This window comes from Neisseria sp. CCUG17229, from assembly GCF_047839235.1.
GTDB lineage: Bacteria > Pseudomonadota > Gammaproteobacteria > Burkholderiales > Neisseriaceae > Neisseria > Neisseria brasiliensis.
Genome location: NZ_CP181247.1, coordinates 358161 through 382727, shown reverse-complemented (window position 1 = coordinate 382727; position 24567 = coordinate 358161). Strand labels below are relative to the sequence as shown.

Here is a 24567-nt window from a genome sequence, read left to right as displayed (position 1 = left end):
TCTTAATCCTTTTGATTCAACAGACGAACGTGCAAATCATGCGCGTAAGCGTCTAAGTCTTGGGAAACGGTTTTCTTACCGCGGTTCAGGAAGTTGTAAGCCAATACCGCCGGAATCGCCACAAACAAGCCGGCTGCAGTCGCCACTAAAGCTTCGCCAATCGGGCCGGCCACGGCGGCGATGCTCATTTGGCCGCTTTCGCTGATGTTAATTAACGCGTGATAAATACCCCAAACGGTACCAAACAAACCGATAAATGGCGCAGTAGCACCAATCGAAGCCAACGCCGTCATGCCGCCATCAAACTGGCGCATGGTCTGATTCATGCTGGTGCGGATTTGGCCGACTAAGAATTCATTCAGCGGCAATGCGTTGGCCAAGGTTTTGGTGGTGCTTTGGCGATAGTTATCATAAGCATGAACGGCGTCAGTGGTCAGCGTGCTGATCGGCGCATCAATGTTTCTGACTTTCTGCACAGCATCATTTAATGTGAACGAATCCATGACTGCTTTTTTGGCCGCCGCATTACCTGCTTTGGCTTTGCGCAGCTTAATCACACGCACAATCAAAACGCTCCAAGTCACAATGCTCATGATGACCATCAATAAAAATACACTGATTAAGACGTAATCGCCCGATTCAAACACTAATCCTAAATTCATGGTTTTTCCAAAATCAAAATAAATAAATCAAACATTTGGCGGCAGACTGTTGGGATTCAGCCCACCGCATGACTGCTTTCAGATGGCCTATCCACCTAAACTGAAGCGCACCGGTACACGGTAGCTGGTCCAAACATTGGTGTTAAAGTGGCCGGATTTGGCGGCATTGCGTGCTGCGCGATCTAAGCGTGATGAGCCGCTGCTCTTGGCAACCGATACTGAAGCGACTTTCCCGCCCGGCGCCACCAATATATTCAGCACAACGGTACCTTCTTCACCATTCTCTTGCGATAAAGCAGGATACGGCGGAGTCGGAATGGAGCCGGTGGCTTTTACCGGATTGCTGCGGCTGCTGCCCGGGCCGCTACCGCCGCCTGCGCCGCTGCCGTCACCGGAACCGCTTTCACCTTTTTTACCGCCTGAACCACTGCCACTACCTTCGCCGCGACCGCTGCCTTCACCTTTGGTGCCGCTGCCACTGCCTTTTCCTTCACCTTTGGCAGATGAACCACCTTTGCCACTCTCGCTGCCTGCTTTTTCAGATGCACTACCACCGGCTTTTTCTGCCGGTTTCTCGGCAGGTTTTTCTGCTTTAGGCTCTGGCGCCGGTTTCGGTTCAGGCTTGGGTTCGGGTTTTGGCTCAGGCTTAGGTTCCGGTTTGGGTTCCGACTTAGGCTCGGGTTTCGGTTTGTTTTTTTCGACCGGTTTCGGTTTTTCTTTAGGCTGCTGAATATCCGCATCTGCTTTTTTGGTGATGACTGGCTTAATCACCGGCTTTGCCTCTTCTACCGGTTTCGGCTTGGGCTCAGGACGCGGTTTAGGTTTCGGTGGCGGCACTTGCAACGTAGCAGGCGCACCGGCACCTTCCGGTGCACCATCGCCGCCACCGAAATCTCCTAATTCAACAAACTCAATATGCCCAACATCAACTATGTCCGGCTTATGGGCTTTCCATAATAAAGACATCAATCCAATGTGTAAAAGAGCAACCACGGCAACCACCGTGGGGTTTATCATTCGATCTTTTTTCATAGTATGCGCATGGTAATAGCAATTATTCCTGTTTGCAACTTATTTTTATACAATACAGCCTTTTATAGCTTTATTTCTCCGTCATATATCACTTTCATCGTGCAAATGTCTTGATTTTGATATTCATTATTATAAAGATGTAAACAAACGGCTTTATTTCCCAATATCATGGAAATAAAGCCGTCTGAATCATTCTAAAATTTCATATGCCTGACAAATAGGTGGCTGGCGGCCTAAAATTAAACGCTTTTATTCTATTTAATATCTAACTGGCCTCATCCAGATGGGGAGAAACCGGTGAGGTCATTGTTTCCGGTATGCGTTCTGCGTCTTCAGGCTGGGAGGCCGGCATAATTTCTATGATTGCCTGTTCCGGTACAATGTCAATCTTAGAGAAATACAATAAATCGTAAGTCGGCTTATTTAATAAATCTTCCAGCGTAAAACCGTCCAGATAATTGAAAAACGACTTAATCGCACCGCCGAGAATACCGGCCAAGCGGCAAGACGGCGTAATCAGACAATCGTTGTTATTACCCATGCATTCAACCAGCTGCATGGGCTCCAAATGCCGTATGACTGCACCGATATTGATTTTGTCTGCGGTCATAGCCAGCTTTAATCCGCCCCCCTTGCCGCGTACACTGGTGAGAAAGCCGCCTTTAACCAAGGCAGTCACCACTTTCATTAAATGGCTTTTAGAAATACCGTATGTATCGGCAATGGTGCTGATGTTGACCAACGAATCATCGTTGATGGCGGTATAGATTAAAACGCGTAATCCATAATCTGTATGCTGGGTTAAATACATAACAGTCTCTGTTCTGAAATGGGTTGTATTTGTTATTTAAAATCAGCCGTCCTAATAATTTATCATGAAGTTGGGACGGTATGTATTTGACTTTATATGAGGTTAAGTTTCATAATATATGAAACTTATAAATTAATCCAGTAAAATCCAACACGGGCCACTGATTATGACACCATTGAAACGCCATCCCGCGCTGATTGATTTGTCGCGCGAACACCATCACTCCCTTTCTTTATGCCTACGTATCTTGCGCACGCCGTCTGAAAGCCATCAGGCCGAACTCGAGCCGCACTTTGTTGAATTAATGCAACATTTCGAAGAAGAAGAAAACCAGTTTGCACCGCATTGGCCGAATATTACACCCGAGCTGCGTGTCCGTTTTGAACACGACCACACCAAACTGCGCCAAATGATGGCGCAACCTGAATACACCAGCGAAGCATGGAACCAAGAATTCGCCACTACACTGCGCGACCACGCCCGCTTTGAAGAACGCGAGCTTTTCCCTGCCGTTGAGCCTTACTTAGATAACGTAACGGCTTAAACATAATATAAGGCCGTCTGAAACTTTCAGACGGCCTATCCACTATTGACCATAATCATTCAAGGAACCACCATGAACGCATTGTTCAAACACCCTGTTTGGGCCATGGCTTTCCGCCCGTTTTACTCGCTGGCCGCCCTTTACGGTGCGCTGTCGATTTTACTGTGGGGCTTCGGCTATCAAGGCACGCCCGAGCTGCCCGGCTTTTACTGGCACGCGCATGAAATGATTTGGGGCTATGCCGGTTTGGTGGTGATTGCCTTTCTGCTCACCGCCGTTGCCACGTGGACCAGCCAGCCGCCTACCCGCGGCGCAGTGTTGGCCGGCTTAACCGCGTTTTGGCTTTTGGCACGCATCTGCGCATTTATTCCCGGCTGGGGCGCCGCAGCCAGCGGCATTTTCGGTACGATTTTCTTTTGGTATGGCGCGGTGTGCATGGCATTGCCGGTGTTCCGCACCAAAAACAAACGCAACTATGTCGCCGTGTTTGCCATTTTTGTGTTGGGCGGCACACACGTCGCTTTTCACCGCCAACTCAGCCCGTTTGACCCCGCAGCTTTATTGGTCGGCCTGCAATCCGGCCTGATTATGGTGGCCGGTTTCATCGGCTTAATCGGCATGCGCATCATCTCATTTTTCACATCCAAACGCTTAAATATTCTGCAAATCACCAGCCCGCAATGGGTCGGCCACGCGTCTTTATGGCTGCCGATGTTGACCGCCATGCTGATGGCACACCAAATGCTGTTGCCGCTGGCCGCCTTGTTTGCCTTTGCGGCAGGTATCATCAGCTTGGTGCAGGTGTATCGTTGGTGGCATAAAGATGTGTTGAAAGAACCCATGCTTTGGATTTTGTTCGCCGGCTATTTCTTCACCGGATTGGGCTTGATGGCAGTCGGCATTTCCTACTTCTCGCCATCGTTCCTAAACTTGGGCGTACATTTAATCGGCGTCGGCGGCATTGGCGTATTGACCTTGGGCATGATGGCGCGCACGGCGCTCGGCCACACCGGCAACGCGATTTATCCGCCGCCAAAATCAGTGCCGGTGGCATTTTGGCTGATGATTGCTTCAACCTTGGTGCGCATTTTGGCAACTTTCGTTCACGGCACGGCTTACACCCACAGCATCCGCCTGTCGGCCGCGCTGTTTGCCGCCGCTCTGCTGCTCTATGCGTGGAAATACATTCCTTGGCTGATTCGTCCGCGCGCCGATGGCAAACCGGGTTAAGCCTGTTTATGCTTAAGGCCGTCTGAAAGCGTTTGCTTTCAGACGGCCTTATTGTTAGCTGACAACTACTGCCCTTTCAACCACTCATCGCGTGTGTTTTTAGCTTCTTCAAAATATGTGTACAACGCAGCTTTATTTTCCGTTGCCAGCAGATGTTCCAAAGTATCCAATTGCCGACGGATACCACCGATTAAATCTTGCAGACTGTTTTTATTGGCTAAACAAATGTCCGTCCAAATCGCCGGATGGCTGGACGCGATGCGGGTAAAATCACGGAAACCGGAAGCGGCAAAGCTCAAATAGGCTTGCCCGTCGGGATGGTCGAAAATTTCGTGTACAAAGGCGAAAGCCAACAGATGCGGCATGTGCGACACGGCGGCGAAAATGGCATCGTGTTCGGCCGCGCTTAAGCGAAACGTTTGTGCGCCCACCGCCTGCCACAACGATTCCAGCCGTTCAAGGCCGTCTGAATGTTCATCACCGTGCGGTGTGATAATCAGCTTTTTGTCTTGATAAAGACCAAATTGCGCCGCCAACGCGCCGTGGCGGTCGGAACCGGCAATCGGGTGCGCAGCAATACAGCGCGGCAAATGTTCGGGCAGATACGTGCGGAAAGCTTCAACGGCGATTTGCTTGGTGCTGCCCACATCCGACACCAACGCATCAGCCCGCAAAAACGGCTTGATGACCTGACAAATCGTCGGCAAAGTCGATACTGGCGTAGCAATCAATACCAAATCCGCCCCACCAATGCTCTCGGCATTGATTTCGGTAAACGCGGCATCAATCACGCGCCGTTCTAATGCGCGGTCAAGGTTTTCGCGGTTCAAGTCGATGCCGACCACCGTTTCCACCAGCCCCAAGCGTTTCAAATCCAGCACAAACGAGCCGCCTATCAGCCCGACGCCGATAAGGGTGATTTGTTTGAGTGGGGTAATGGCAGACATGACAGACGACAATGTGAACAAAAAAATGAGTTTACCTGATTAAGCGTTGAGAGTAAAAGGCCGTCTGAAACATGATTGCGTTTCAGACGGCCTCATTCAAATATTCATCGCCATTGGCCGACAAATTCCTGCCAATGCAGTTTATCCTCGGCTTGCTCTTTGAGATAGTTTTTCAAGCGTTTGACTTCGACTTCGTATTCATCGCTGTCCAAAGCGCCACTCATCAGGCGGAAACGCAGATACATCAGATAAGTATTGGCGGCATCGGTTTCGCAATAATCGCGAATGTCTTTCAGACGGCCTTGATAATACGCTTCCCACACTTTGCTGCCGTCCATGCCCAATTTACCGGGAAAGCCGCACAGCTTGGCCATGTCGTCCAGCGGCACGTTGGCACGCGGTTGATACAGCGCGAGCAAATCCATCAAATCGCAATGGCGGTTGTGGTAGCGGCTGATGTAGTTGTTCCATTTGAAATCGCGACTGTCGCCAAAATCACCCTCGCCCATGTCCCAATAACGCGCGGCGGCTATGCCGTGTATCATGGCGCGGTAATGCAATACCGGCAAATCGAAACCGCCACCATTCCAGCTCACCAATTGCGGCGTATGGTTTTCAATCAACTCGAAAAACTTGGCAATCACCGTCTCTTCGCTGTCGTCGATTTCGCCAATGGTGCCGACATGGATTTTCTCGCTGCCCCAACGCATACAGCACGAAATCGCCACCACTTGATGCAAATGGTGCTGCATAAAATCGCTGCCGTTTTGCGCGCGCCGTTTTTGTTGGGCAAACAACACCACTTCGTCATCCGGCACGCTTTGCGGTAAATCGTAAAGCAGTCGAATGCCGTTGACATCGGGAATGGTTTCAATATCAAAAGCGAGTATCGGGGTCATGACATGCTCCTTGGGTCAGGATATGGGCATTGTGACACGAAGCCGTGGATAAAAAAAGAGGCAACCCCCCACAGGATTGCCTCAATACCTCAAATCAGAGATTTACGCTTCACAAACAATACAGGCTTTCGCCTGCGGCTTTATTAATGCAGCTCAACTCTGCATTAATAAACAGTCGTTTCATCGGCAGGAATCACACCGGCAAAACGCCCGTTAAGGGAACTTGGCGATATTCAAAATCCGTTTGGCTGAATATCTTGTAACTTGATGTAGTCAAATGTACGCGTTTTTAGCGCACTTGCCAAGTGTTTTTTTGAAAAATTCTCTTTTTCTTCTAAAAATAGAATATCTCTCTAAAAATCAAATTATATTAAAATAATTTCTAAAATTTAATTTTTAAAAAATAAAATACTGATTTTCTCTTAAATTTAAAATTTAAAATCTTACTCCAAAATAATAAAATATTTAAATTTGAACTAATTTTTCACAAACTATTGTTTTTTAAAAACATTAAATTTAATATATTAATTAAATATTCAGATTATATGAAACTTAAATGACGCAAATGATTTCATAGCCATCATCTCAATCTTTCAGACGGCCTAATTCCCTTTTAAATTAAGCATACGGCGTTTTTCTCACATACAAACATGTATGAATAAATATCAGCCTGCTACTCAATTAAACAGAAATAAAAAAGGTTCGGCAGCCACCGAACCTTAATTTTTTGTAACTGTATGTAATCAATAAAAGCCCGCTTCGCCTTCCGGACGGGTTTTAAAACGCTTATGCAACCAGAAATATTGCTCAGGAATCTCACGCGCGCGCGCTTCGATGAAGCCGTTCATGCGCTGGGTGTCGGCGACCACATCTTCGCTGGGAAAATGTTCCCATGGCTCGTAAAAACGCAAAGTCACGGTATTATCGGCCTCACGAAACGGAATCGCCGGAATCACTTTGGCATTCGCCATGCCGGCAATGCGGCTCAGACCGGTAATCGTAGCCGTCGGAATCCCAAAAAAATCGACAAAAATCGAATCATTGCGGCCGAAATCCTGATCCGGCAGATAAAGAAACGGCGCATCGCTTTTGCGCAACTGCTTGATAATCGCGCGCAGGCCTTCCGTGCGGCCAATCAAAAACACATTATCGTAGCGGTGACGGCCTTTTAAAATCTGATCGTCCATCGCTTTGTTTTTTTGATGCGAATACATGCTGGTCAGCGGCACATCCTGATTGAGCGTGTACACCGCCATTTCAAAGGCGGTAAAGTGCGGATAAAGCAAAATCACTTTTTCACCCGCCGCCAACGCGTCATCAAGATAATGTTTGTTTTCATAGCGCACCAAGCTGCGCAAGCGCTCGGCAGGTGCGTACCAATACAGGCCGTATTCCAACATCAGCTTAGCCATGTGTTGGAAATGGCGTTTCAACACTGCTTCACGTTTGTCATCGCTCCACTCAGGAAAACATTTTTTCAGGTTTACCTGCCCCACTTTGCGGCGCGGTTTCACGACGTAATACGCCAGCCAGCCCACCGCATCGGCGATTTTGTGGATAAGCTTGAAAGGCAAAAGCTGCACCAGATACAAAATAAAAAAAGCAAATTTCATTATTCAGACGACCTGTGTGTGAAGTGTGGCTATTATAGCAGCAAAGGCCGTCTGAAATTTTTACTGGTTTCAGACGGCCTGATTTTTAAGCAAGTGTCACTTTTACAGAATCCAAGCTTTTCAGACGGCCTCAACCATGAAACCGCCCCCCCTTAATCTGCAAGCCATTGCGGTTGATTTGATTGGCCAAACCGTGATTGCGCAGCGCGTGGGTGAGCGCCACGGCCAAGCCATCGGCGGCATCGGCCTGCGGCGTACCCGACAAACCCAGCATCTGCACCACCATGTGCTGCACCTGTTCTTTCGCCGCTTTGCCCTGCCCGACCACCGCCTGCTTGACCTGCAAAGCGGTGTATTCATACACCGGCAAACCGCGCATCACCATAGTGGCAATCGCCGCCCCCCGCGCCTGCCCCAGCATCAGCGTGGCCGCAGGATTGACGTTGACAAATACCTGTTCGATGGCGGTTTGATTGGGTTGGTACACATCGATGATTTCGTTGATGTGTTCGCAAATCACGCCGATACGACCGGCCAGCTCGTCGCCAGGAATGGTTTTGATACAACCGGAAGCAACATAGCTGTGTTCGCGGCCATAGACATCGATTACGCCAAAACCGGTAATGCGACTGCCAGGGTCGATGCCTAAAATGCGGATGGGTTTCTTATTCATTTAATTCAAGTTGGGAAACAAGCCGTCTGAATTGGTTTCAGACGGCCTTTGTATTTAAAGCAAACGGTGTTGCAAAGCAGGCAAGCGCGTACGCACGCTGCTGAGACGGCTGGCATCCAAATCGGCCACCACCACGCCTTCGCCTTCCGGCAACACAGCCAACACTTCGCCCCATGGATCGATAATCATGCTGTGGCCGAAGGTGCGGCGGCCACTTTCATGTTTGCCGCCCTGCGCCGAAGCAACGACATAGCATTGGTTTTCCACCGCCCGTGTGCGCAACAGCAATTCCCAATGCGCTTCGCCGGTCGTGTAGGTAAAGGCCGCGGGCAACAACAATACGTCAAATGGCGCCTGCATGCGGAAAAATTCGGGGAAACGCAAATCGTAGCACACACCGGCCGCCACATTCAGCCCGTCCACCTGCCAATCAGGCACTTCTTTGCCTGCGGAAATGGTATCTGCTTCGGCATAGCGTTCACCCAAACCAGAAAAGCCGAACAAATGCATTTTGTGGTAATGCGTCAAAGGCTGGCCGTCACGGTCGTAAGCCAGCATGGTGTTCATCACTTTACCGTCTTCATCGCTGGTTAACGGGATGGTGCCGCCGAACAAAACCACCTGATTGTCTCGCGCGGCTTCGCTTAAGGCCGTCTGAAGTTTGCCTTCGCCTAAGGTTTCGGCAAAAGCGATTTTATCGGTGTCCTGCCGTCCCATAATCGGCCAATATTCCGGCAACAATACCCAATCGGCGCCCTTTTCGGCAGCTTCTTTCACCAAGCGGCGCATGGTTTGGATGTTGGTATCGGGGTCGGTCGTGGAAACCATCTGCACGGCGGCAGCGCGGATTGTGTGAGCCATATCATTTCCTTTCAGACGGCCTTTACCTGAACCGTCATTCTTTTACAGCCAAGTCGGTTATACTGACCCCATCTTATTTTCTTTTGACGCGAAAGGCAAATCATGAAATCCACCGCCTTGATCCTAACCGCCCTGCTTTTGCCCGCGCTGGCGTGCGCCGAAGTGAAAATCTACGGCGAACTCAAAAGCGGCATGGAAAGCTCGCGCACCAAAATCAACGGCAAATCCGTTTCCAACACCCAAGTCGCCGATCAAGGCAGCTTTATCGGTTTGCGCGGCTCTTACCCGATTGGCAGCAACGGCAACCAAATGACATGGCAATGGGAGCAAGACGCGCCCACTGTTTCTGATAAACGCAACGGCAACAACAACGGCTCATTGCGCCAAGAATGGCGCGAACGCAAACAACGTGGCGAATCGTATATCGGCTTTGGGAAAGACCGCTGAAATTAAACAGGCCGTCTGAAACCAGTTTTTCAGACGGCCTATTGGTATATTAGGGAGCTGTTAACGCGGCAAGCCTAATTTCGCTGCAATTTTTTCCCACACCACTTCCAAAGGAATCCCGCCGAGCAAACGCGTTTTGTCATCAGTATTGATGCTATCCGGATATGGCAGTTTGCCGAAATCGCCTGCCCATACCACGTCAGCCTGCTGCGAATACGGCCGCCAGCGGCCAACCCATGTCGGGCCGAATAGAGCGACTTGCGGTTTATCCAAAGCCGCTGCAATGTGCATGGGAACGGAATCTACGCCGAAAAACAATTGCGCACCGTCGATTGCGGCGGCCAGTTCGCGCAGGTTGAGCTTACCGCCCATGTCCCACACCTTCACACCGGCAGGAATATTCAGACGGCCTAAAATTTCATCCAGCATATTGCGTTCGACTTCGTCAGGTGCAGCAGTCAGCACCACATGGCAGCCGTGATTGAGCAAAAGCTGCACCACCGCTGCATTTTTGCCGTCTTCCCAACATTTAAACAACCAACGCGAACCGGGATGCACCAACACATAATCCTCGCCACGCCAGCCTTGTTGGCGCAATTTCTCTTGCCAACCGTGCCGTACTTCATCACTGATGGTGAGCAGCGCTTTCGCTTCGCCGCAATCTTCACGCGCCAATAATGGCGGCAACACCGCCAAATGCCGCTCGATCACATGATGGTTTACGTCCAAATCAGGATTGATAAAATCATGGAAAAAACGCCATGCTGCGTTATCGCGTTTTTCATAGGCTAAGGTTGCGCTGCATTCGGCACAGAATTTGGCAATAAACGCCGTGCGCCATTGGTCCGACAAATTAAATGCCCAATCATAGCGGCGCGCTTTAAGCTGCTTGAATAAATCGGTTTCATGCTGAATCTGCGCTTTCACCCCTTGCTTTTTCCATGTGCGATCCACGCCGAAAATATGGGTAATCTCAGGATTATCGCGGATAATGTCGGCTGTTTCCTGATACACCAGCATATCGACTTCGCAAGTGGGAAAACGCTGTTTGATAGCGGCAACCACCGGCGTGGTCAGCAACACATCGCCATGATGGCGCAATTTGATGATTAAAATTCGTTTGGGGTCAGCGATGGACATAATAAGCTTTCGTGAGCTTTCAGACGGCCTGATGATTTCGGCACAAAATTAAGAATAATTCGCAATTGTAAAACGAATAGAAATTTTAGGGAATGCCCCCATATGTAAGTGATTCAATTTTAAACGGAGAATGACAATGACACACACCATTTATCTGGCCGGCGGCTGCTTCTGGGGCGTGGAAGCCTATTTCCGCCGCATTCACGGTGTCGCAGAAGCGGTATCGGGCTATGCCAACGGCCGCACCGAAAATCCGTCTTACGAAGATGTTTGCCACCGCAACACCGGCCACGCCGAAGCGGTGAAAGTGGTCTTTGACGATGAAAAAATCAGTTTGGCCGATGTGTTGCAATATTATTTCCGCATCATCGACCCGACCTTACTCAATCGCCAAGGCAACGATGTCGGCGAGCAATACCGCACCGGCATTTATTATACCGAAGCTGGCGATGAAGCAGTCATCCGCGCCGCTTTAGCCGTCGAGCAGCAAAAACACGCCGCACCGATTGTGGTCGAATGCGAACGTTTGCAGCATTTCTACCCTGCCGAAGACTACCACCAAGATTACTTGGGCAAAAACCCCAACGGCTATTGCCACATCGACATTCGTTTGGCGCACAAACCCTTATCCGCCGATAATACTGCCCCGCGCGTGTTCAGCAAGCCGTCTGAAAGCGAAATTCGGGCAAAATTGAGCGACGAAGAATATTACGTCACCCAACAAAGCGGCACCGAACGTCCGTTTTCCCACGCTTACGACCATTTATTCGAACCGGGTATTTATGTCGATATTGTCAGCGGCGAACCTTTGTTCAGCTCGGCCGATAAATTTGATTCCGGCTGCGGCTGGCCGAGCTTTGCCAAACCGATTGCACGCGAACACATCACCGCGCTGGAAGATTTGAGCCACAATATGCGCCGTATCGAAGTGCGCAGCAAAGTGGCCGATTCACATTTGGGTCACGTTTTCCCCGACGGCCCGCAAGCACTTGGCGGCCTGCGTTTCTGCATCAACGGCGCCAGCCTGCGTTTTATTCCGTTAGACAAAATGGACGAAGAAGGCTACGGCGAATGGAAATATTTGGTTGAGGCCGTCTGAAACTTTTTTATTTTCAAAACAAGGCCGTCTGAAATTTCAGGCGGCCTCTAAAATGATTTAAATACCAACATGCAAATCCGAAAAACCTTATCCGAAATCAGCGATATGTTGCAAAAGCAAAGCGGCAAACACATCACGCTGAAGCAAACTGCTCCGAATGAAATCCGCGCCAATTATTTGGTCAATATCGACATGACGCTGATTGGCCATGGCGCCGATCATTTGTTGTTCCAATACCGTCTCGGCTGGGGTACGAGCCTATTGGCAAAAGGCGCTTCCGGCTTGTTTGGCAACATCAAAACCAAAAAATTATCAATCGATATGGAACAGCAAACCATTCAAATCAATTTAAGCGTGTTTGGCGAATTTAAAGACATTTTGAAAACGCACAAAATCACCGCCGCCCAAATCGAGCAAACGGTATTGGTTGTTGATTTGATCGCCAAATAACTTAATCCATTGTTTCATCATATAAAAAGGCCGTCTGAACATTCAGACGGCCTTTATTCATATCAAACTTTAATCTTGATTTGGGTGAATCAATACATCAATCCACTCGTTGATTTCCAACCACATTACAGCAAACCCGGTTGCCCCAGCGCAGGATCGGTCGCGCGGGCAGCTTGTGCGTCGGCAACGGTCATGCCCAAGGCTTTGGCAACGCCTTCGCCATAAGCAGGGTCACACATGAAGCAGTTGCGGATGTGGCGGTGTTTGATGAAGTCTGCCGCATCGCCCATGGCCGCCGCAGTGTTGTCAAACAAGGCTTGTTTTTGCGTGTCGTTCATCAGGTTGAACAAGGCGCGCGGTTGGCTGAAGTAATCCGCATCATCTTCACGGAAATTCCAGTAATCGGCATTACCGTTGATTTTCAAAGGCGGCTCAGCAAATTCAGGCTGTTCTTGCCACAGGCCGTAGCTGTTTGGTTCGTAGTGTTTCAGGCTACCGTAGTTGCCATCAACGCGATTCAAACCATCGCGGGCATTGCTGTGTACCGGACAACGTGGCGCGTTTACCGGAATTTGATTGCGGTTCACGCCCAAACGGTAACGCTCGGCATCGGCATAGTTAAACAAACGCGCTTGCAGCATTTTATCCGGCGATGCGCTGATGCCCGGCACCAGATTGCTCGGTGCAAAGGCAGCTTGCTCGACATCAGCAAAGTAGTTTTCCGGATTTTTGTTCAGCTCAAACTCACCCACTTCAATCAGCGGGTAATCACCTTTCGGCCATACTTTGGTCAAGTCAAACGGATGGTAAGGCACTTTTTCGGCATCGGCTTCCGGCATGATTTGCACATACATTTTCCATTTCGGAAACTCACCGCGCTCAATCGCTTCATACAGGTCGCGTTGGCTGCTTTCGCGGTCTTTTGCAATCACGGCTTCAGCTTGGGCATCAGTAAAGTTTTCAATGCCTTGCTGGGTGCGGAAGTGGAATTTCACCCAGAAACGTTCACCTTCTTTGTTCCAGAAGCTGTAAGTATGCGAACCAAAACCGTGCATGTGGCGGTAAGAGCGCGGAATACCACGATCCGACATCACGATGGTCACTTGATGGAAGGCTTCCGGCAGCAAAGTCCACCAGTCCCAGTTGTTGTTCGGGCTGCGCAGATTGGTGCGTGGGTCGCGTTTGACCACTTTATTCAAATCCGGGAATTTACGCGGGTCGCGCACAAAGAACACCGGCGTATTGTTGCCGACCATATCCCAGTTACCTTCATCGGTGTAAAACTTCAAGGCAAAACCACGAATATCGCGCTCGGCATCAGCCGCACCACGTTCACCGGCCACAGTCGAGAAACGGGCAAACATCTCGGTTTTTTTGCCCACTTCGCTGAAAATCGAAGCGCGGGTATAGCGGGTAATGTCGTTGGTCACGGTAAAGGTACCGAACGCACCGCTACCCTTGGCGTGCATACGGCGCTCAGGAATCACTTCGCGGACAAAATCGCCTAATTTTTCATTCAGCCACAAATCTTGCGACAGTAACGGACCGCGCGGGCCGGCGGTCAGGCTGTTTTGGTTGTCGGCAACCGGCGCGCCGTTGCTCATGGTCAGGTGGTTCACAGGGCATTTATTCATGGTGTTGCTCCTTGGTATTGAATTTAGATGGAAATCTTTAAAGCAGGCTTGGTTTACGCTGCTTTGATGACTTTTCTTATCATGGTCGGATAATGACTGCCGCCAGATACGGTTTGCTTGCTGCTATGAAACAAACTATACCTGAAGATTTTAGCTATTAAAACTATGAAACCGATTATAATTTGCTATTTTAAATCTAAATTTAAATATTGGTAGCTTTAAACTATTAATATTCTGTCAAAGCGGTCATCCATTCTGTTTTATGCAGTGTGACACAAAGCGCAGCCAACGGCAGAATTTTTACGAAAAATTAAATCAAATGAATAGGATAATTCTCAAAACAAAGTATTTATTCTATTTAAAATACAATCATTTAATCTTGTTTCAATCATCATATCTCACGCCCTTATCTGTTTCAGACGGCCTATTCCGCTTGAAAACTTAACGCAATAATTACATTCAGAGATCTTTGCAACACCCTAGATTTGAGTGCAGTTCCAAGTTGTAGCAGCGCACAACGAAGAAATGTATCAAAGATAGGAATTTTGCAAAGGTCTCATTCTCATTGGTTTGATTCAATCATCACCAATACCATACAAAAAGCCGTCTGAAACACAGTTTCAGACGGCCTTTAGGATACATTCACTCAATTAAGCATCAATATTTTGCACAATCAAGGCATTGTTTTCGATAAACGCGCGACGCGGTTCCACTTCATCGCCCATCAAAGTGACGAACACTTCATCGGCAGCAATGGCATCTTCAATGCGCACTTTCAGCAAACGGCGCACGTTCGGATCCATGGTGGTTTCCCACAATTGCTCAGGGTTCATCTCGCCCAAGCCTTTGTATCGCTGAATGCTCATGCCTTTTTGTGCGGCGCTCATCAAGATATTCAAGGCTTCCTCGAAGCTCGCGATCGGCTGTTCATTCTCACCTTTCACCAACACCGCTTCTTCACCAATCAAACCATCCAACATTTCAGCCGTTTGCACGATGGTCTGATACGGCTTGCTGCTCAAGAATTTTGGCTCGATGTAACTGATGGCCACGTTGCCGTGCAACTGGCGGGTAATCTTGATGAAATGGCTGCCTTCTTGATGACCTTCGATGCGTTGCAGCGCAATTTCCTGATCTTTCAACAAGCTGCTCAGTTCCTCAATGGCTTGGTCGGTGCTTTCCGCTGTCGATAAATCCACCGGTTTGGCATGCAGCATGGCATTCAACACCAAGCTGTCAATCACGCGGCTTTCCTGTTCAATCACGGTTTTGGCCAACAAGAATTGCTTGGCGATTTGCGCCAATTCTTCGCCTTCGATGGTGCGGCCGTCTGAAACCAATTTGGCTTTATCCACCGCCAAGCCCAACAACCATTGGTCTTTTTCAAATTCATCTTTCAAATAACGCTCTTGTTTGCCGTATTTGGCTTTGTACAAAGGCGGTTGGGCGATGTAGATATAGCCGCGCTCGACCAATTCAGGCATTTGACGGTAGAAGAAAGTCAGCAGCAGCGTGCGGATGTGCGCACCATCGACGTCGGCATCGGTCATGATGATGATGCGGTGGTAGCGCAATTTTTCCGGATTAAATTCTTCTTTGCCGATGCCCGCACCCAAAGCGGTAATCAGCGTTGCCACTTCTTGACTGGCCAGCATTTTTTCAAAACGCGCTTTTTCCACGTTGAGAATTTTACCCTTCAGCGGCAAAATCGCTTGGAATTTGCGGTCACGGCCTTGCTTAGCGGAGCCGCCGGCGGAATCACCCTCGACCAGATACAGTTCTGACAAGGCCGGATCTTTTTCCTGGCAATCGGCCAATTTGCCCGGCAAACCCAAACCGTCCATTACGCCTTTGCGGCGGGTAATTTCGCGGGCTTTACGCGCAGCTTCGCGCGCACGTGCTGCATCAACGATTTTGCCGGTGATGATTTTGGCTTCGTTCGGGTTTTCTTCCAAAAATTCGGTCAAGGCTTGGTTGATGACTTCGTTCACCACCGGGCCGATTTCACTCGACACCAGCTTGTCTTTGGTTTGTGATGAGAATTTCGGGTCGGGTAATTTTACCGACAACACACAGGTCAAGCCTTCGCGCATATCGTCACCGGCGGTTTCGACCTTGGCTTTTTTTGCTACTTCATTAGATTCGATATAAGCATTCAAGGTGCGCGTCATCACGCCGCGCAATGCTGCCAAGTGGGTGCCGCCGTCGCGTTGCGGAATATTGTTGGTGAAACATTGCACCGATTCTTGATAGCTGTCGTTCCACTGCATGGCGCATTCCACGCTCATGCCATCTTTTTCGCCGGTGGCGTAGAAGATTTTTTCGTGCAACGGTGTTTTTTTGCGGTTCATGTATTGCACGAAACCCGCCACGCCGCCGCTTAAGGCGAAGCTTTCGTGTTTGCCGTCGCGCTCATCGGTGAGTTCGATGTCCACGCCGTTATTCAGGAACGACAATTCACGGATGCGCTTGGCCAAAATATCGAAGCTGTATTCGACATTGCCGAAAGTCTCTTCGCTGGCACGAAAACGCACGATGGTGCCTTTTTTATCCGACGCGCCCAATTCGGCCAAGGGTTTTTCCGCCGCGCCGTTTACGAATTTCACAAAATGCTCTTTGCCGTCGCGATAGATGGTTAAAGTCACCCAATCAGACAAGGCATTCACCACCGACACGCCCACGCCGTGCAGGCCGCCGGAAATTTTGTAGCTGTTGTTGTCAAACTTACCGCCCGCGTGCAACACGGTCATGATCACTTCGGCAGCCGAGCGGCCTTCTTTCGGATGAATACCGGTCGGCATACCGCGGCCGTTGTCGGACACGCTGACCGAATTATCGGCATGGATGGTAACAGTAATTTTGTCGCAATGACCGGCCAAAGCTTCGTCGATCGCATTGTCGAGCACTTCAAATACCATATGATGCAGGCCGCTGCCGTCCTGCGTATCGCCGATGTACATACCCGGGCGTTTGCGCACCGCTTCCAAGCCTTCTAAGACTTGGATACTGTCTGCGCCGTATTCTTCGTGTTTTTGGTCGGTCATAATCTTTATCTTTTTGAAACTAAATAGAAAAACAGGCCGTCTGAATGCTTTTTCAAGTGCGTTTGCAAGTAGCGGAAATCGATGTTGGCCAAACCTGCAACGCAACGGCAAATAACACGTTATTATACCTGATTTTGTTGGATATTTCAGCCTTTATGTATGCAAATGTTCCATGAAAAAATGCCGTCTGAAAACAGTTTCAGACGGCATAGTTATGGTTGTTCAGCCATCGCTTTTCAGACGGCCTTGCAGCTGTATTTTCATCAAATGCGCATCGGCATCACAATGTATTTGAAATCAGGATTGTTTGGCATGGTGAACAAGGTCGAGCGGTTGGCATCACCAAAAGCAAGCTGCATGTCGTCGGAATGGATATTGCGCAATACGTCCATCAGATAGCCGATGTTGAAGCCTACTTCCAGTTCGCCGCCTTGATAAGCGATTTCCAATTCTTCACGCGCTTCTTCCTGCTCGTTATTAGAGCAAACTACGCTCAGCAAGCCCGGTTGCAAGAATAAACGCGCGCCACGGAATTTTTCATTGGCCAGAATCGATGCCCGCTCCAAAGCACCCAGCAATTCAGTGCGCGATACCAAGAAGATTTTGTCGTTGTCCAACGGAATCACGCGGTTGAAATCAGGGAATTTACCGTCGATGACTTTGCTCACAATCACGGTATCATTACAGCGGAAACGCACTTGGTTATTCAGCAATTCCACGCTGATGGCTTCGCCCGGATGATTTAAGAGTTTAAACAGCTCCAACACAGTTTTGCGCGGCAGAATCACTTCGGCTTTCGGCAATTCGGCTTCAATGGTGGTGGCGGAATACGCCAAGCGGTGGCCGTCGGTGGCTACCAAGCGCAATTGGTTGCCTTCGACTTGCATCAGCAAGCCGTTGAGGTAATAGCGGATATCCTGCACTGCCATGCTGTATTGCACTTGCGACAGCATGTTTTTAAAGGTTTCCTGCGTCAGCGAAAAGGCGGCACTCACGTCTTCGCCTACGCTCATCAATGGGAAATCTTCTGCCGGCAGGGTTTGCAGAGCGAAACGCGATTTACCTGCTTTCAAAGTCAGACGGTTATCCGCCCAATCCAGTGACACAATCGCCGTATCCGGCAGCGCACGCAGAATGTCTTGGAATTTTTTGGCATTGGTGGTGATGCGGAAATCACCCGCTTGGCTGTCCGGGCCGTGGGTGTTGATTTGGATTTCCAAGTCGGTCGCCAAAATATTGGTTTGGCCGTTGCTGCTTTCGATTAATACGTTAGACAGAATCGGCAAGGTATGGCGGCGTTCCACAATACCGGTAACGGCTTGCAGCGGCTTGAGAATGCTGTCGCGGTCGGCTTGCAAAATTAACATGGGGAAGTCCTTTGGATTTTGTTTGGTTTTGTTGGTTTTCGGTTTCAGACGACCTAAAATTAATCAGGCCGTCTGAAAAAAATTTATTATGGCAGCAATATCAAATTAAACCATTAATAGGCCGTCTGAACATCAGTTCTGAATCATAATCAAGAGTTTTTCATAATCCTGCGCCAACTCGGGATCTTCTTCGCGCAGTTTCGCCACAGCCTTCACGCCGTGCATCACGGTGGTGTGGTCGCGGCCACCAAAAGCATCGCCGATGGACGGCAAACTTAAATTGGTCAACTCTTTGGTTAAACTCATCGCCACTTGGCGCGGGCGCGCAATATTGCGCGTGCGTTTTTTACCGAGGATATCGCTGATTTTTATGCGGTAATATTTGGCGGTGGCATCAATAATCAAATCGGCGGTAATCACTTTGTGGCGCACGGCAATAATGTCTTGCAGCGCATCGCGCGCCAAATCAATATCAATCGGCTTATTCATAAAGCGACTGCTGGCACTGACGCGGTTGAAAGCGCCTTCCAATTCTCGCACATTCGAGCGAATCAAATTGGCAATGAAAAACGCCGCTTCTTCGGTGAGATTCACACCAGCGGATTCGGCTTTTTTCTGCAAAATCGCCACGCGCATTTCCAATTCCGGCGGTTCCAGCTCCAACGTCAAACCCCATGAGAAACGTGATTTCAGGCGGTCGTCCATATCTTCGATTTTGGCCGGCAATACGTCGCAAGTCAGGATTAACTGTTTCTTTTCATTATGAAAATGGTTATACAGATAGAAGAACTCTTCCATCGTGCGGTCTTTACCTTTAATGAACTGGATATCGTCGATAATCAGCAGATCATATTGCTTATATTGCTGCTTAAACACATCATAGGCGTTGGTGCGTACCGCATTCATAAAGCTGCGGATGTAATCATCTGAATGCATGTAGCGCACTTTGGCATCGGGCTTGTTTTTCAGCAATTCGTTGCCGATGGCCTGCACCAAGTGGGTTTTACCCAAGCCGGTGCTGCCGTATAGAAAAAACGGGTTGTAGCTTTGTCCCGGATTTTCTGCAATCGATTGTGCGGCCGCGGCGGCAATGCGGTTACCCTTACCTTCCACCAAAGTATCAAACGTGTAATCCGACGACAAATTGGTCGCCTGATAGCGCGCTTCTTCCGCTTCACGCTGCACTTCCTGCTTGATTTTGCTGGGTGCAGGTTTGTCTTCGTCCACTTCCGGCGCAGTTTTATTTTCCGGCAGATTTTTCAACCGTTCGGCCAAAATATCAGCAGCGGATTTTTTCGGCGTCGGCTTGGCTGCTGGCTCCGAGACCATAACTAAATCCGCTTGAACCGCTTCGGCAATTGTTTCTTGTACCGGATCTTCTGCCTCTTCGACAGTCTGACTCTCTACCTCCGAAGTATCCTGTTGCTCCGCCATAGCATAGCTTTGTCCCATACCGACTTTAAACGCCAGCGCAGGCTGCTGCGGCACCAATTGCGCACGGACAGCATCAATCTTGGCCGCAAACTGGCTTTTCAGCATATTGACGGCAAACTGATTTTTACCATATACCACCCATGCCCCATCCTCCTCACCTACGGTCAACGGTGCAATCCATTGCTGGAACTGTTGCGCGGGTAAGATCAGGTTCAGACTCAAAAGGCACTGCGGCCAAAATTCAGCTAAGGTCATGGAATGGCTCAAATCGTGAAACGGTTGGGGGAAAACAAAGGTAGGAAAAACAGCAAAGGCCGCCTGAAAATAAAAGGAACAGCTTGATAACACACTGTTTTTCAGACGGCCTGAATCTATGTAAGCATATACAGATTCAGCAATTATACTGAATTTTATCCACAACCGCATCAAATTTTTATCCACAATCGGCAGCTTTAACCAGCTTCATTTTACTGCTTGCATATCTCACACCCTTCTTGTCTTGCTTATGACAAATGTTAAATCCAACACATTCCACTCGTCCAAATCAACGAAGTTGCTATATTGATTGACAAAAGCCTGAAATTGGGGTGTAATTCACAGTTTAATTCTACCGATTTTTTAGGAAAAGACATGAAACGCACTTATCAACCTTCCGTTACCAAACGCAAACGCACCCACGGCTTCTTAGTTCGCTCTAAAACCCGCGGTGGTCGTGCAGTATTGGCTGCACGTCGCGCCAAAGGTCGCAAACGCTTGGCTGTGTAATCTTGAATTACGACTTCGGCAAGCAGTATCGCTTATTAAAAACGGATGATTATTCATCCGTTTTTGCGTTGAGAAACCGCAAAAGCCGCGATTTACTGCATGTTTCGCAATCCGGTGATAACGGCTTGGATCATGCGCGCCTAGGCTTGGTGGTCAGCAAAAAAACCGCCAAACGCGCCAACAAACGCAATTACATGAAACGTGTGATTCGCGATTGGTTCCGCCGCCATCGCGACCAACTGCCGCCGCATGATTATGTGGTGCAGGTACGCCGTTTGTTTACACGCGACAATGCACCCGAAGCACGCGACCAGCTCGCCCAACTCATGATGCAGAAACGCCGATGAAATCGCCTTTGGCTAAATTAATGCTACTGCTGATCCGATTTTACCAATACGCCATCAGCCCGCTCATTCCGCCACGCTGCCGCTTCACGCCGACTTGCTCGCAATATGCTGTGGAAGCGGTGCAGAAACATGGCGCTCTTAAAGGCGGCTGGTTGGCCTTAAAACGCATCGCCCGCTGCCACCCTTTCGGCGGCTCCGGCCACGACCCCGTGCCTTAAGCATAAATATAAAACGGGATTCTCTTTCTTTCACTTTGCTTCCCGTTTACCGCTCACGATATAGATGCCGTCTGAAAATAGGGGGATTGCCTTCATACCCATCTGCATGAAAATCATCGCTTATCGGCATGATTTCCTTTTATTTCTCAGTGATTTCTATATAATGCCGTCTGAAGCAATATTCAGCACTTTATTTACCTATCCAGCAATTCCAGGAATTTCTTATGGATTTCAAAAGACTTATGGCATTTTTTGCCATCGCCTTGTTGATTTTGATGGGCTGGGAAAAACTCTTCCCATCACCAAAACCAACACCGGCACAACAACAAGCCGCGCAGCAGCAACAGCAAGCGGCCGTTGCCCAAAATGAAGCCGCGCTTACCGCCGCCACACCAATTACCGTGACCACCGATACCGTGAGAGCGGTCATCGATGAAAAAAGCGGTGATTTGCGACAGATGACTTTGTTGAAATACCAAGCCACCGGCGACGAAAGCAAAAACTTCGTTTTGTTTAACGACAGTAAAGAATACACCTACGTTGCCCAATCCGAATTACTGGACGCGCAAGGCAATAATGTCTTAAAAGGCGTCAACTTTACTGCCGCACAAAAAGACTATACCCTCAACGGTGACAAAGTCGAAGTGCGCTTGAGCGCGCCGGAAACCAACGGCCTGAAAATTGACAAAGTATATACCTTTACCAAAGACAGCTACTTGGTGAACGTGCGCTTTGATGTTGCCAACAACACCGGCCATCCAGTGAATCTGTCAGCCAACTACAATGTCGTGCGCGATGACAGCGAGCCGGAAGGCCAAGGCTACTTCACCCATTCTTATGTCGGCCCAGTGGTGTACACCCCTGAAGACGACTTCCAAAAAGTCGATTTTTCCGACTTGGATGACGATGCCAAATCCGGTAAAAACGAAGCCGAATACGCCCGCCAAACCAAAACCGGCTGGCTGGGCATGATTGAGCATCACTTCATGGCCACTTGGATTTTGCAACCGAAAGACGGCCAAACCGTTTGCGCCCAAGGCGACTGCAAAATCGACCTGAAACGCCGCAACGACAATCTTTACAGCGCCGGCGTGAGCGTGCCTTTAGCCGCTATTCCGGCCAACGGCAACAGCCAAGCCGTGATGAATCTGTATGCCGGCCCGCAAACCACCGATACTTTGGTGCAAGTAGCCGACAACCTGCAATTGGCCAAAGACTACGGCAAAGTGCATTGGTTTGCCTCACCGCTGTTCTGGCTGTTGAACGAATTGCACGATTTAATCGGCAACTGGGGCTGGGCGATTGTGGCCTTGACCATCATCGTCAAAGCCGTGCTGTATCCGCTGACCAACGCTTCTTACCGCTCGATGGCGAAAATGCGCGCCGTTGCGCCTAAGCTGCAAGCAATTAAAGACAAATACGGCGACGACCGCATGGCACAGCAACAAGCCATGATGCAGATGTATAAAGACGAGAAAATCAACCCACTAGGCGGCTGCCTGCCTATGCTGTTGCAAATTCCCGTGTTCATCGGCTTGTACTGGGCATTGTTCGCTTCGGTAGAGTTGCGCCAAGCACCTTGGCTGGGCTGGATTCAAGACTTGAGCCGCCCTGACCCGTGGTTTATCCTGCCGCTGATTATGGCCGCGACCATGTTCATCCAAACCTATTTGAACCCGCCGCCAACCGACCCTATGCAGGCGAAAATGATGAAAATCATGCCGTTGATTTTCTCGGTAATGTTCTTCTTCTTCCCTGCCGGTTTGGTGTTGTACTGGGTAGTCAACAACCTGCTGACCATCGCCCAACAATGGTGGATCAATAAGAGCATTGAAAAACAACGCGCCCAAGGCGAAGTGGTTTCTTAATGTGAAATAAAACAAAGGCCGTCTGAAAACAATTTTTCAGACGGCCTTTTTGTATGTTCAAACCAACTTTATTTAGCGATTAAAACATCAATTCTTCCGGAAAATTCACCACGATTTTGCACTTTTTGCTGCATTTAACCTGCGTGACATACTGCTCTTCACCATTAACCAAGCGATGCACCGTTACGCCATACACCGTTTCATGACCTGGCGACAATCTATCCATCGACGAAAACAGCGCATATTGATAATCACCGTTTTGCAGCACCAAACTCGTCCACAAATCACGCCCGATACCACCCCAACGCGGCGAACGGTCAATCGCTTCCTGCCGGTCGTTTTCAAACACCAATTCCGCACGCTTAGGCTTACCAAACTGATAACGGAATTTCCCACCCTGCTCGCTTACACGCACTTGTTTGCCTTGAGCATTGGTGCAGAAGAAAACCAAACGATCGGCAGCATGAGTAAAGGGGGCTATTGCCAGCACAAATGCAATCAAATATTTTTTCACTTTCTCTACCTTTTAAATCATCTAAAAGTAAATGCACTGGTTTATTTATTCCAGTTTTCTTTGATTACCTTGCCAGATTGGTAATAAATCGCTACATATTCAATGAATCTTGCAAAATCAGAATTTTGCTCTACGATACGGTTTGCGGATTGCCAATCCATTTCTGTTTTACGTTTAGCAGGCAGTAGAATTTCACTTTCTGATAATTCATGGACATTAAGCACAATCACACCAATACCATGTAGCGCCGACAAAATTCTCAATTCTTCTTCAGTATGCTCACCCACAATAGAGGCCGTTACCAAATAGCCTTCATTTGCCCAGCTAGAGTTACTGACCGCCTGAAAAAAGCTCTCTCGTACATTACTGCCATTTAATTCCAATTTCACTTCAAAAGACCAAAGCGCAACATTTTGCCCTGACCCCAACTTCACACATTGGCGAACATCTTCAGCCCAATCCTGATCCATCACCTGCATGGCTACAATATCCGGATGCAGCCATTGATTCCCCTTACTACCGCGAGTATTTTTAGAACGTTTTTCATCAATCCGCAAACAATATAATTTCAACTCCTGTGATAAAAATGCCATCAGTTTAGGATATAAATCTGCTTCCGATATTCTTTCTGCATCATGTGTTTCAATGACCATAGGTTCGATTACCTGCGACTCATGTGGCTGATACCAAAACAAACGCGGTCTTGGTTTATCCTGCATTTCAATTTCAGGACAAATTTTGATAATTGAATCCTTATGCGCACCAATTTCAGCCACAATTTGCTGAATAAATGCTTTCTCATCAGCATATTTTTTCTTTTTATGCTGATAATCAGATGCATATTGCATCGTAATCCCTTCAGCAATTTGACGGGCAGTAAATTTCTTTTCAGGATTTCTCTGTAAAAATGCCGCTACTTTTGCCGGTTGACTTAGTTTTTTCATTACATTTGCCTAATGGTGTTTTTT

The 24567-nt window shown here is 48.7% G+C and carries 22 protein-coding genes and 2 pseudogenes; 9 read left to right on the top strand and 15 right to left on the bottom strand.

Annotated features, from left to right (window positions below; translation table 11 throughout):
• Positions 1–2: 2 nt before the first annotated feature.
• The 3 genes and pseudogenes from ACM67B_RS01885 to ACM67B_RS01875 form a co-directional block, all read right to left on the bottom strand.
• Positions 3–662, bottom strand: coding sequence for a MotA/TolQ/ExbB proton channel family protein (locus tag ACM67B_RS01885; RefSeq protein ID WP_095503275.1), 660 nt, complete (start codon positions 660–662; stop codon positions 3–5).
• Positions 663–749: 87 nt separating this feature from the next.
• Positions 750–1694: an energy transducer TonB gene (locus ACM67B_RS01880; RefSeq protein ID WP_416189918.1), complete on the bottom strand. Its 945-nt coding sequence runs from the start codon at positions 1692–1694 to the stop codon at positions 750–752.
• A 379-nt stretch (positions 1695–2073) separates the two neighbouring features.
• Positions 2074–2505, bottom strand: a pseudogene (locus ACM67B_RS01875) (Rrf2 family transcriptional regulator); the annotation flags it as partial.
• Between the two features lie 166 nt (positions 2506–2671).
• Between ACM67B_RS01875 and ACM67B_RS01870 the strand changes: the two are divergent.
• Positions 2672–3049, top strand: coding sequence for a hemerythrin domain-containing protein (locus ACM67B_RS01870; RefSeq protein WP_416189917.1), 378 nt, complete (start codon positions 2672–2674; stop codon positions 3047–3049).
• 72 nt (positions 3050–3121) lie between these two features.
• The gene (locus tag ACM67B_RS01865) at positions 3122–4279 is read left to right on the top strand and encodes an NnrS family protein (RefSeq protein ID WP_416189916.1); all 1158 of its coding nucleotides are present in this window, start codon (positions 3122–3124) and stop codon (positions 4277–4279) included.
• A 65-nt stretch (positions 4280–4344) separates the two neighbouring features.
• Here the strand turns inward: ACM67B_RS01865 and ACM67B_RS01860 are convergent, their stop codons facing one another.
• From ACM67B_RS01860 to ACM67B_RS01840, 5 genes are all read right to left on the bottom strand, one after another.
• Positions 4345–5217 carry a prephenate dehydrogenase gene (locus tag ACM67B_RS01860; protein WP_416190491.1) on the bottom strand — a complete coding sequence of 291 codons (873 nt, stop codon included), beginning with the start codon at positions 5215–5217 and terminating at the stop codon, positions 4345–4347.
• Between the two features lie 113 nt (positions 5218–5330).
• Entirely contained in the window at positions 5331–6125 is a 795-nt protein-coding gene (locus ACM67B_RS01855) for a 3'-5' exonuclease (RefSeq protein ID WP_416189915.1), read from the bottom strand.
• 743 nt (positions 6126–6868) lie between these two features.
• Positions 6869–7738 carry a lipid A biosynthesis lauroyl acyltransferase gene (locus tag ACM67B_RS01850; RefSeq protein WP_416189914.1) on the bottom strand — a complete coding sequence of 290 codons (870 nt, stop codon included), beginning with the start codon at positions 7736–7738 and terminating at the stop codon, positions 6869–6871.
• 130 nt (positions 7739–7868) lie between these two features.
• Positions 7869–8411: a crossover junction endodeoxyribonuclease RuvC gene (ruvC, locus tag ACM67B_RS01845; protein WP_095503283.1), complete on the bottom strand. Its 543-nt coding sequence runs from the start codon at positions 8409–8411 to the stop codon at positions 7869–7871.
• Positions 8412–8465: 54 nt separating this feature from the next.
• Complete coding sequence (locus ACM67B_RS01840; RefSeq protein WP_416189913.1) at positions 8466–9272, bottom strand: carbon-nitrogen hydrolase family protein; 807 nt, start codon at positions 9270–9272, stop codon at positions 8466–8468.
• A 102-nt stretch (positions 9273–9374) separates the two neighbouring features.
• Here ACM67B_RS01840 and ACM67B_RS01835 point away from each other — a divergent pair, with 102 nt between their 5' ends.
• Complete coding sequence (locus tag ACM67B_RS01835) at positions 9375–9719, top strand: hypothetical protein (protein WP_416189912.1); 345 nt, start codon at positions 9375–9377, stop codon at positions 9717–9719.
• A 60-nt stretch (positions 9720–9779) separates the two neighbouring features.
• Here ACM67B_RS01835 and rfaQ read toward each other — a convergent pair whose 3' ends face one another.
• The gene (rfaQ, locus tag ACM67B_RS01830; RefSeq protein WP_416189911.1) at positions 9780–10859 is read right to left on the bottom strand and encodes a putative lipopolysaccharide heptosyltransferase III; all 1080 of its coding nucleotides are present in this window, start codon (positions 10857–10859) and stop codon (positions 9780–9782) included.
• 139 nt (positions 10860–10998) lie between these two features.
• On the opposite strand from rfaQ, the pseudogene msrAB reads away from it, so the two are divergent.
• Together msrAB and ACM67B_RS01820 are read left to right on the top strand one after the other, a co-directional pair.
• A pseudogene (gene msrAB / locus ACM67B_RS01825) lies at positions 10999–11958 on the top strand (bifunctional peptide-methionine (S)-S-oxide reductase MsrA/peptide-methionine (R)-S-oxide reductase MsrB); the annotation flags it as partial.
• 69 nt (positions 11959–12027) lie between these two features.
• A complete protein-coding gene (locus ACM67B_RS01820; protein ID WP_416189910.1) occupies positions 12028–12408 on the top strand; it encodes a hypothetical protein in 381 nt (126 codons plus the stop codon).
• Between the two features lie 125 nt (positions 12409–12533).
• Here the strand turns inward: ACM67B_RS01820 and ACM67B_RS01815 are convergent, their stop codons facing one another.
• The 4 genes from ACM67B_RS01815 to dnaA all read right to left on the bottom strand — a co-directional run bounded on the left by ACM67B_RS01815 (position 12534) and on the right by dnaA (position 20142).
• A complete protein-coding gene (locus ACM67B_RS01815) occupies positions 12534–14042 on the bottom strand; it encodes a catalase (protein WP_416189909.1) in 1509 nt (502 codons plus the stop codon).
• 650 nt (positions 14043–14692) lie between these two features.
• Positions 14693–17086: a DNA topoisomerase (ATP-hydrolyzing) subunit B gene (gene gyrB, locus ACM67B_RS01810; protein ID WP_416189908.1), complete on the bottom strand. Its 2394-nt coding sequence runs from the start codon at positions 17084–17086 to the stop codon at positions 14693–14695.
• Positions 17087–17349: 263 nt separating this feature from the next.
• The gene (dnaN, locus tag ACM67B_RS01805) at positions 17350–18453 is read right to left on the bottom strand and encodes a DNA polymerase III subunit beta (protein ID WP_416189907.1); all 1104 of its coding nucleotides are present in this window, start codon (positions 18451–18453) and stop codon (positions 17350–17352) included.
• A 132-nt stretch (positions 18454–18585) separates the two neighbouring features.
• Entirely contained in the window at positions 18586–20142 is a 1557-nt protein-coding gene (dnaA, locus tag ACM67B_RS01800) for a chromosomal replication initiator protein DnaA (RefSeq protein ID WP_416189906.1), read from the bottom strand.
• Positions 20143–20517: 375 nt separating this feature from the next.
• Here dnaA and rpmH point away from each other — a divergent pair, with 375 nt between their 5' ends.
• The 4 genes from rpmH (at position 20518) to yidC (ending at position 23085) form a co-directional block, all read left to right on the top strand.
• Entirely contained in the window at positions 20518–20652 is a 135-nt protein-coding gene (rpmH, locus tag ACM67B_RS01795; RefSeq protein WP_002214728.1) for a 50S ribosomal protein L34, read from the top strand.
• Between the two features lie 2 nt (positions 20653–20654).
• Positions 20655–20999, top strand: coding sequence for a ribonuclease P protein component (gene rnpA / locus ACM67B_RS01790; protein WP_416189905.1), 345 nt, complete (start codon positions 20655–20657; stop codon positions 20997–20999).
• Positions 20996–21217, top strand: a complete 222-nt coding sequence (gene yidD, locus ACM67B_RS01785) for a membrane protein insertion efficiency factor YidD (protein WP_416189904.1) — start codon at positions 20996–20998, stop codon at positions 21215–21217. The genes rnpA and yidD overlap by 4 nt, the downstream gene beginning before the upstream one ends.
• Positions 21218–21441: 224 nt before the next feature.
• Positions 21442–23085: a membrane protein insertase YidC gene (gene yidC / locus ACM67B_RS01780; protein ID WP_416189903.1), complete on the top strand. Its 1644-nt coding sequence runs from the start codon at positions 21442–21444 to the stop codon at positions 23083–23085.
• A 79-nt stretch (positions 23086–23164) separates the two neighbouring features.
• On the opposite strand, the gene ACM67B_RS01775 is transcribed toward yidC, so the two are convergent.
• Both ACM67B_RS01775 and ACM67B_RS01770 read right to left on the bottom strand, forming a co-directional pair.
• The gene (locus tag ACM67B_RS01775; RefSeq protein WP_416189902.1) at positions 23165–23599 is read right to left on the bottom strand and encodes a hypothetical protein; all 435 of its coding nucleotides are present in this window, start codon (positions 23597–23599) and stop codon (positions 23165–23167) included.
• Between the two features lie 41 nt (positions 23600–23640).
• Positions 23641–24543, bottom strand: a complete 903-nt coding sequence (locus ACM67B_RS01770) for a COG2958 family protein (protein WP_416189901.1) — start codon at positions 24541–24543, stop codon at positions 23641–23643.
• Between the last annotated feature and the right edge of the window lie 24 nt (positions 24544–24567).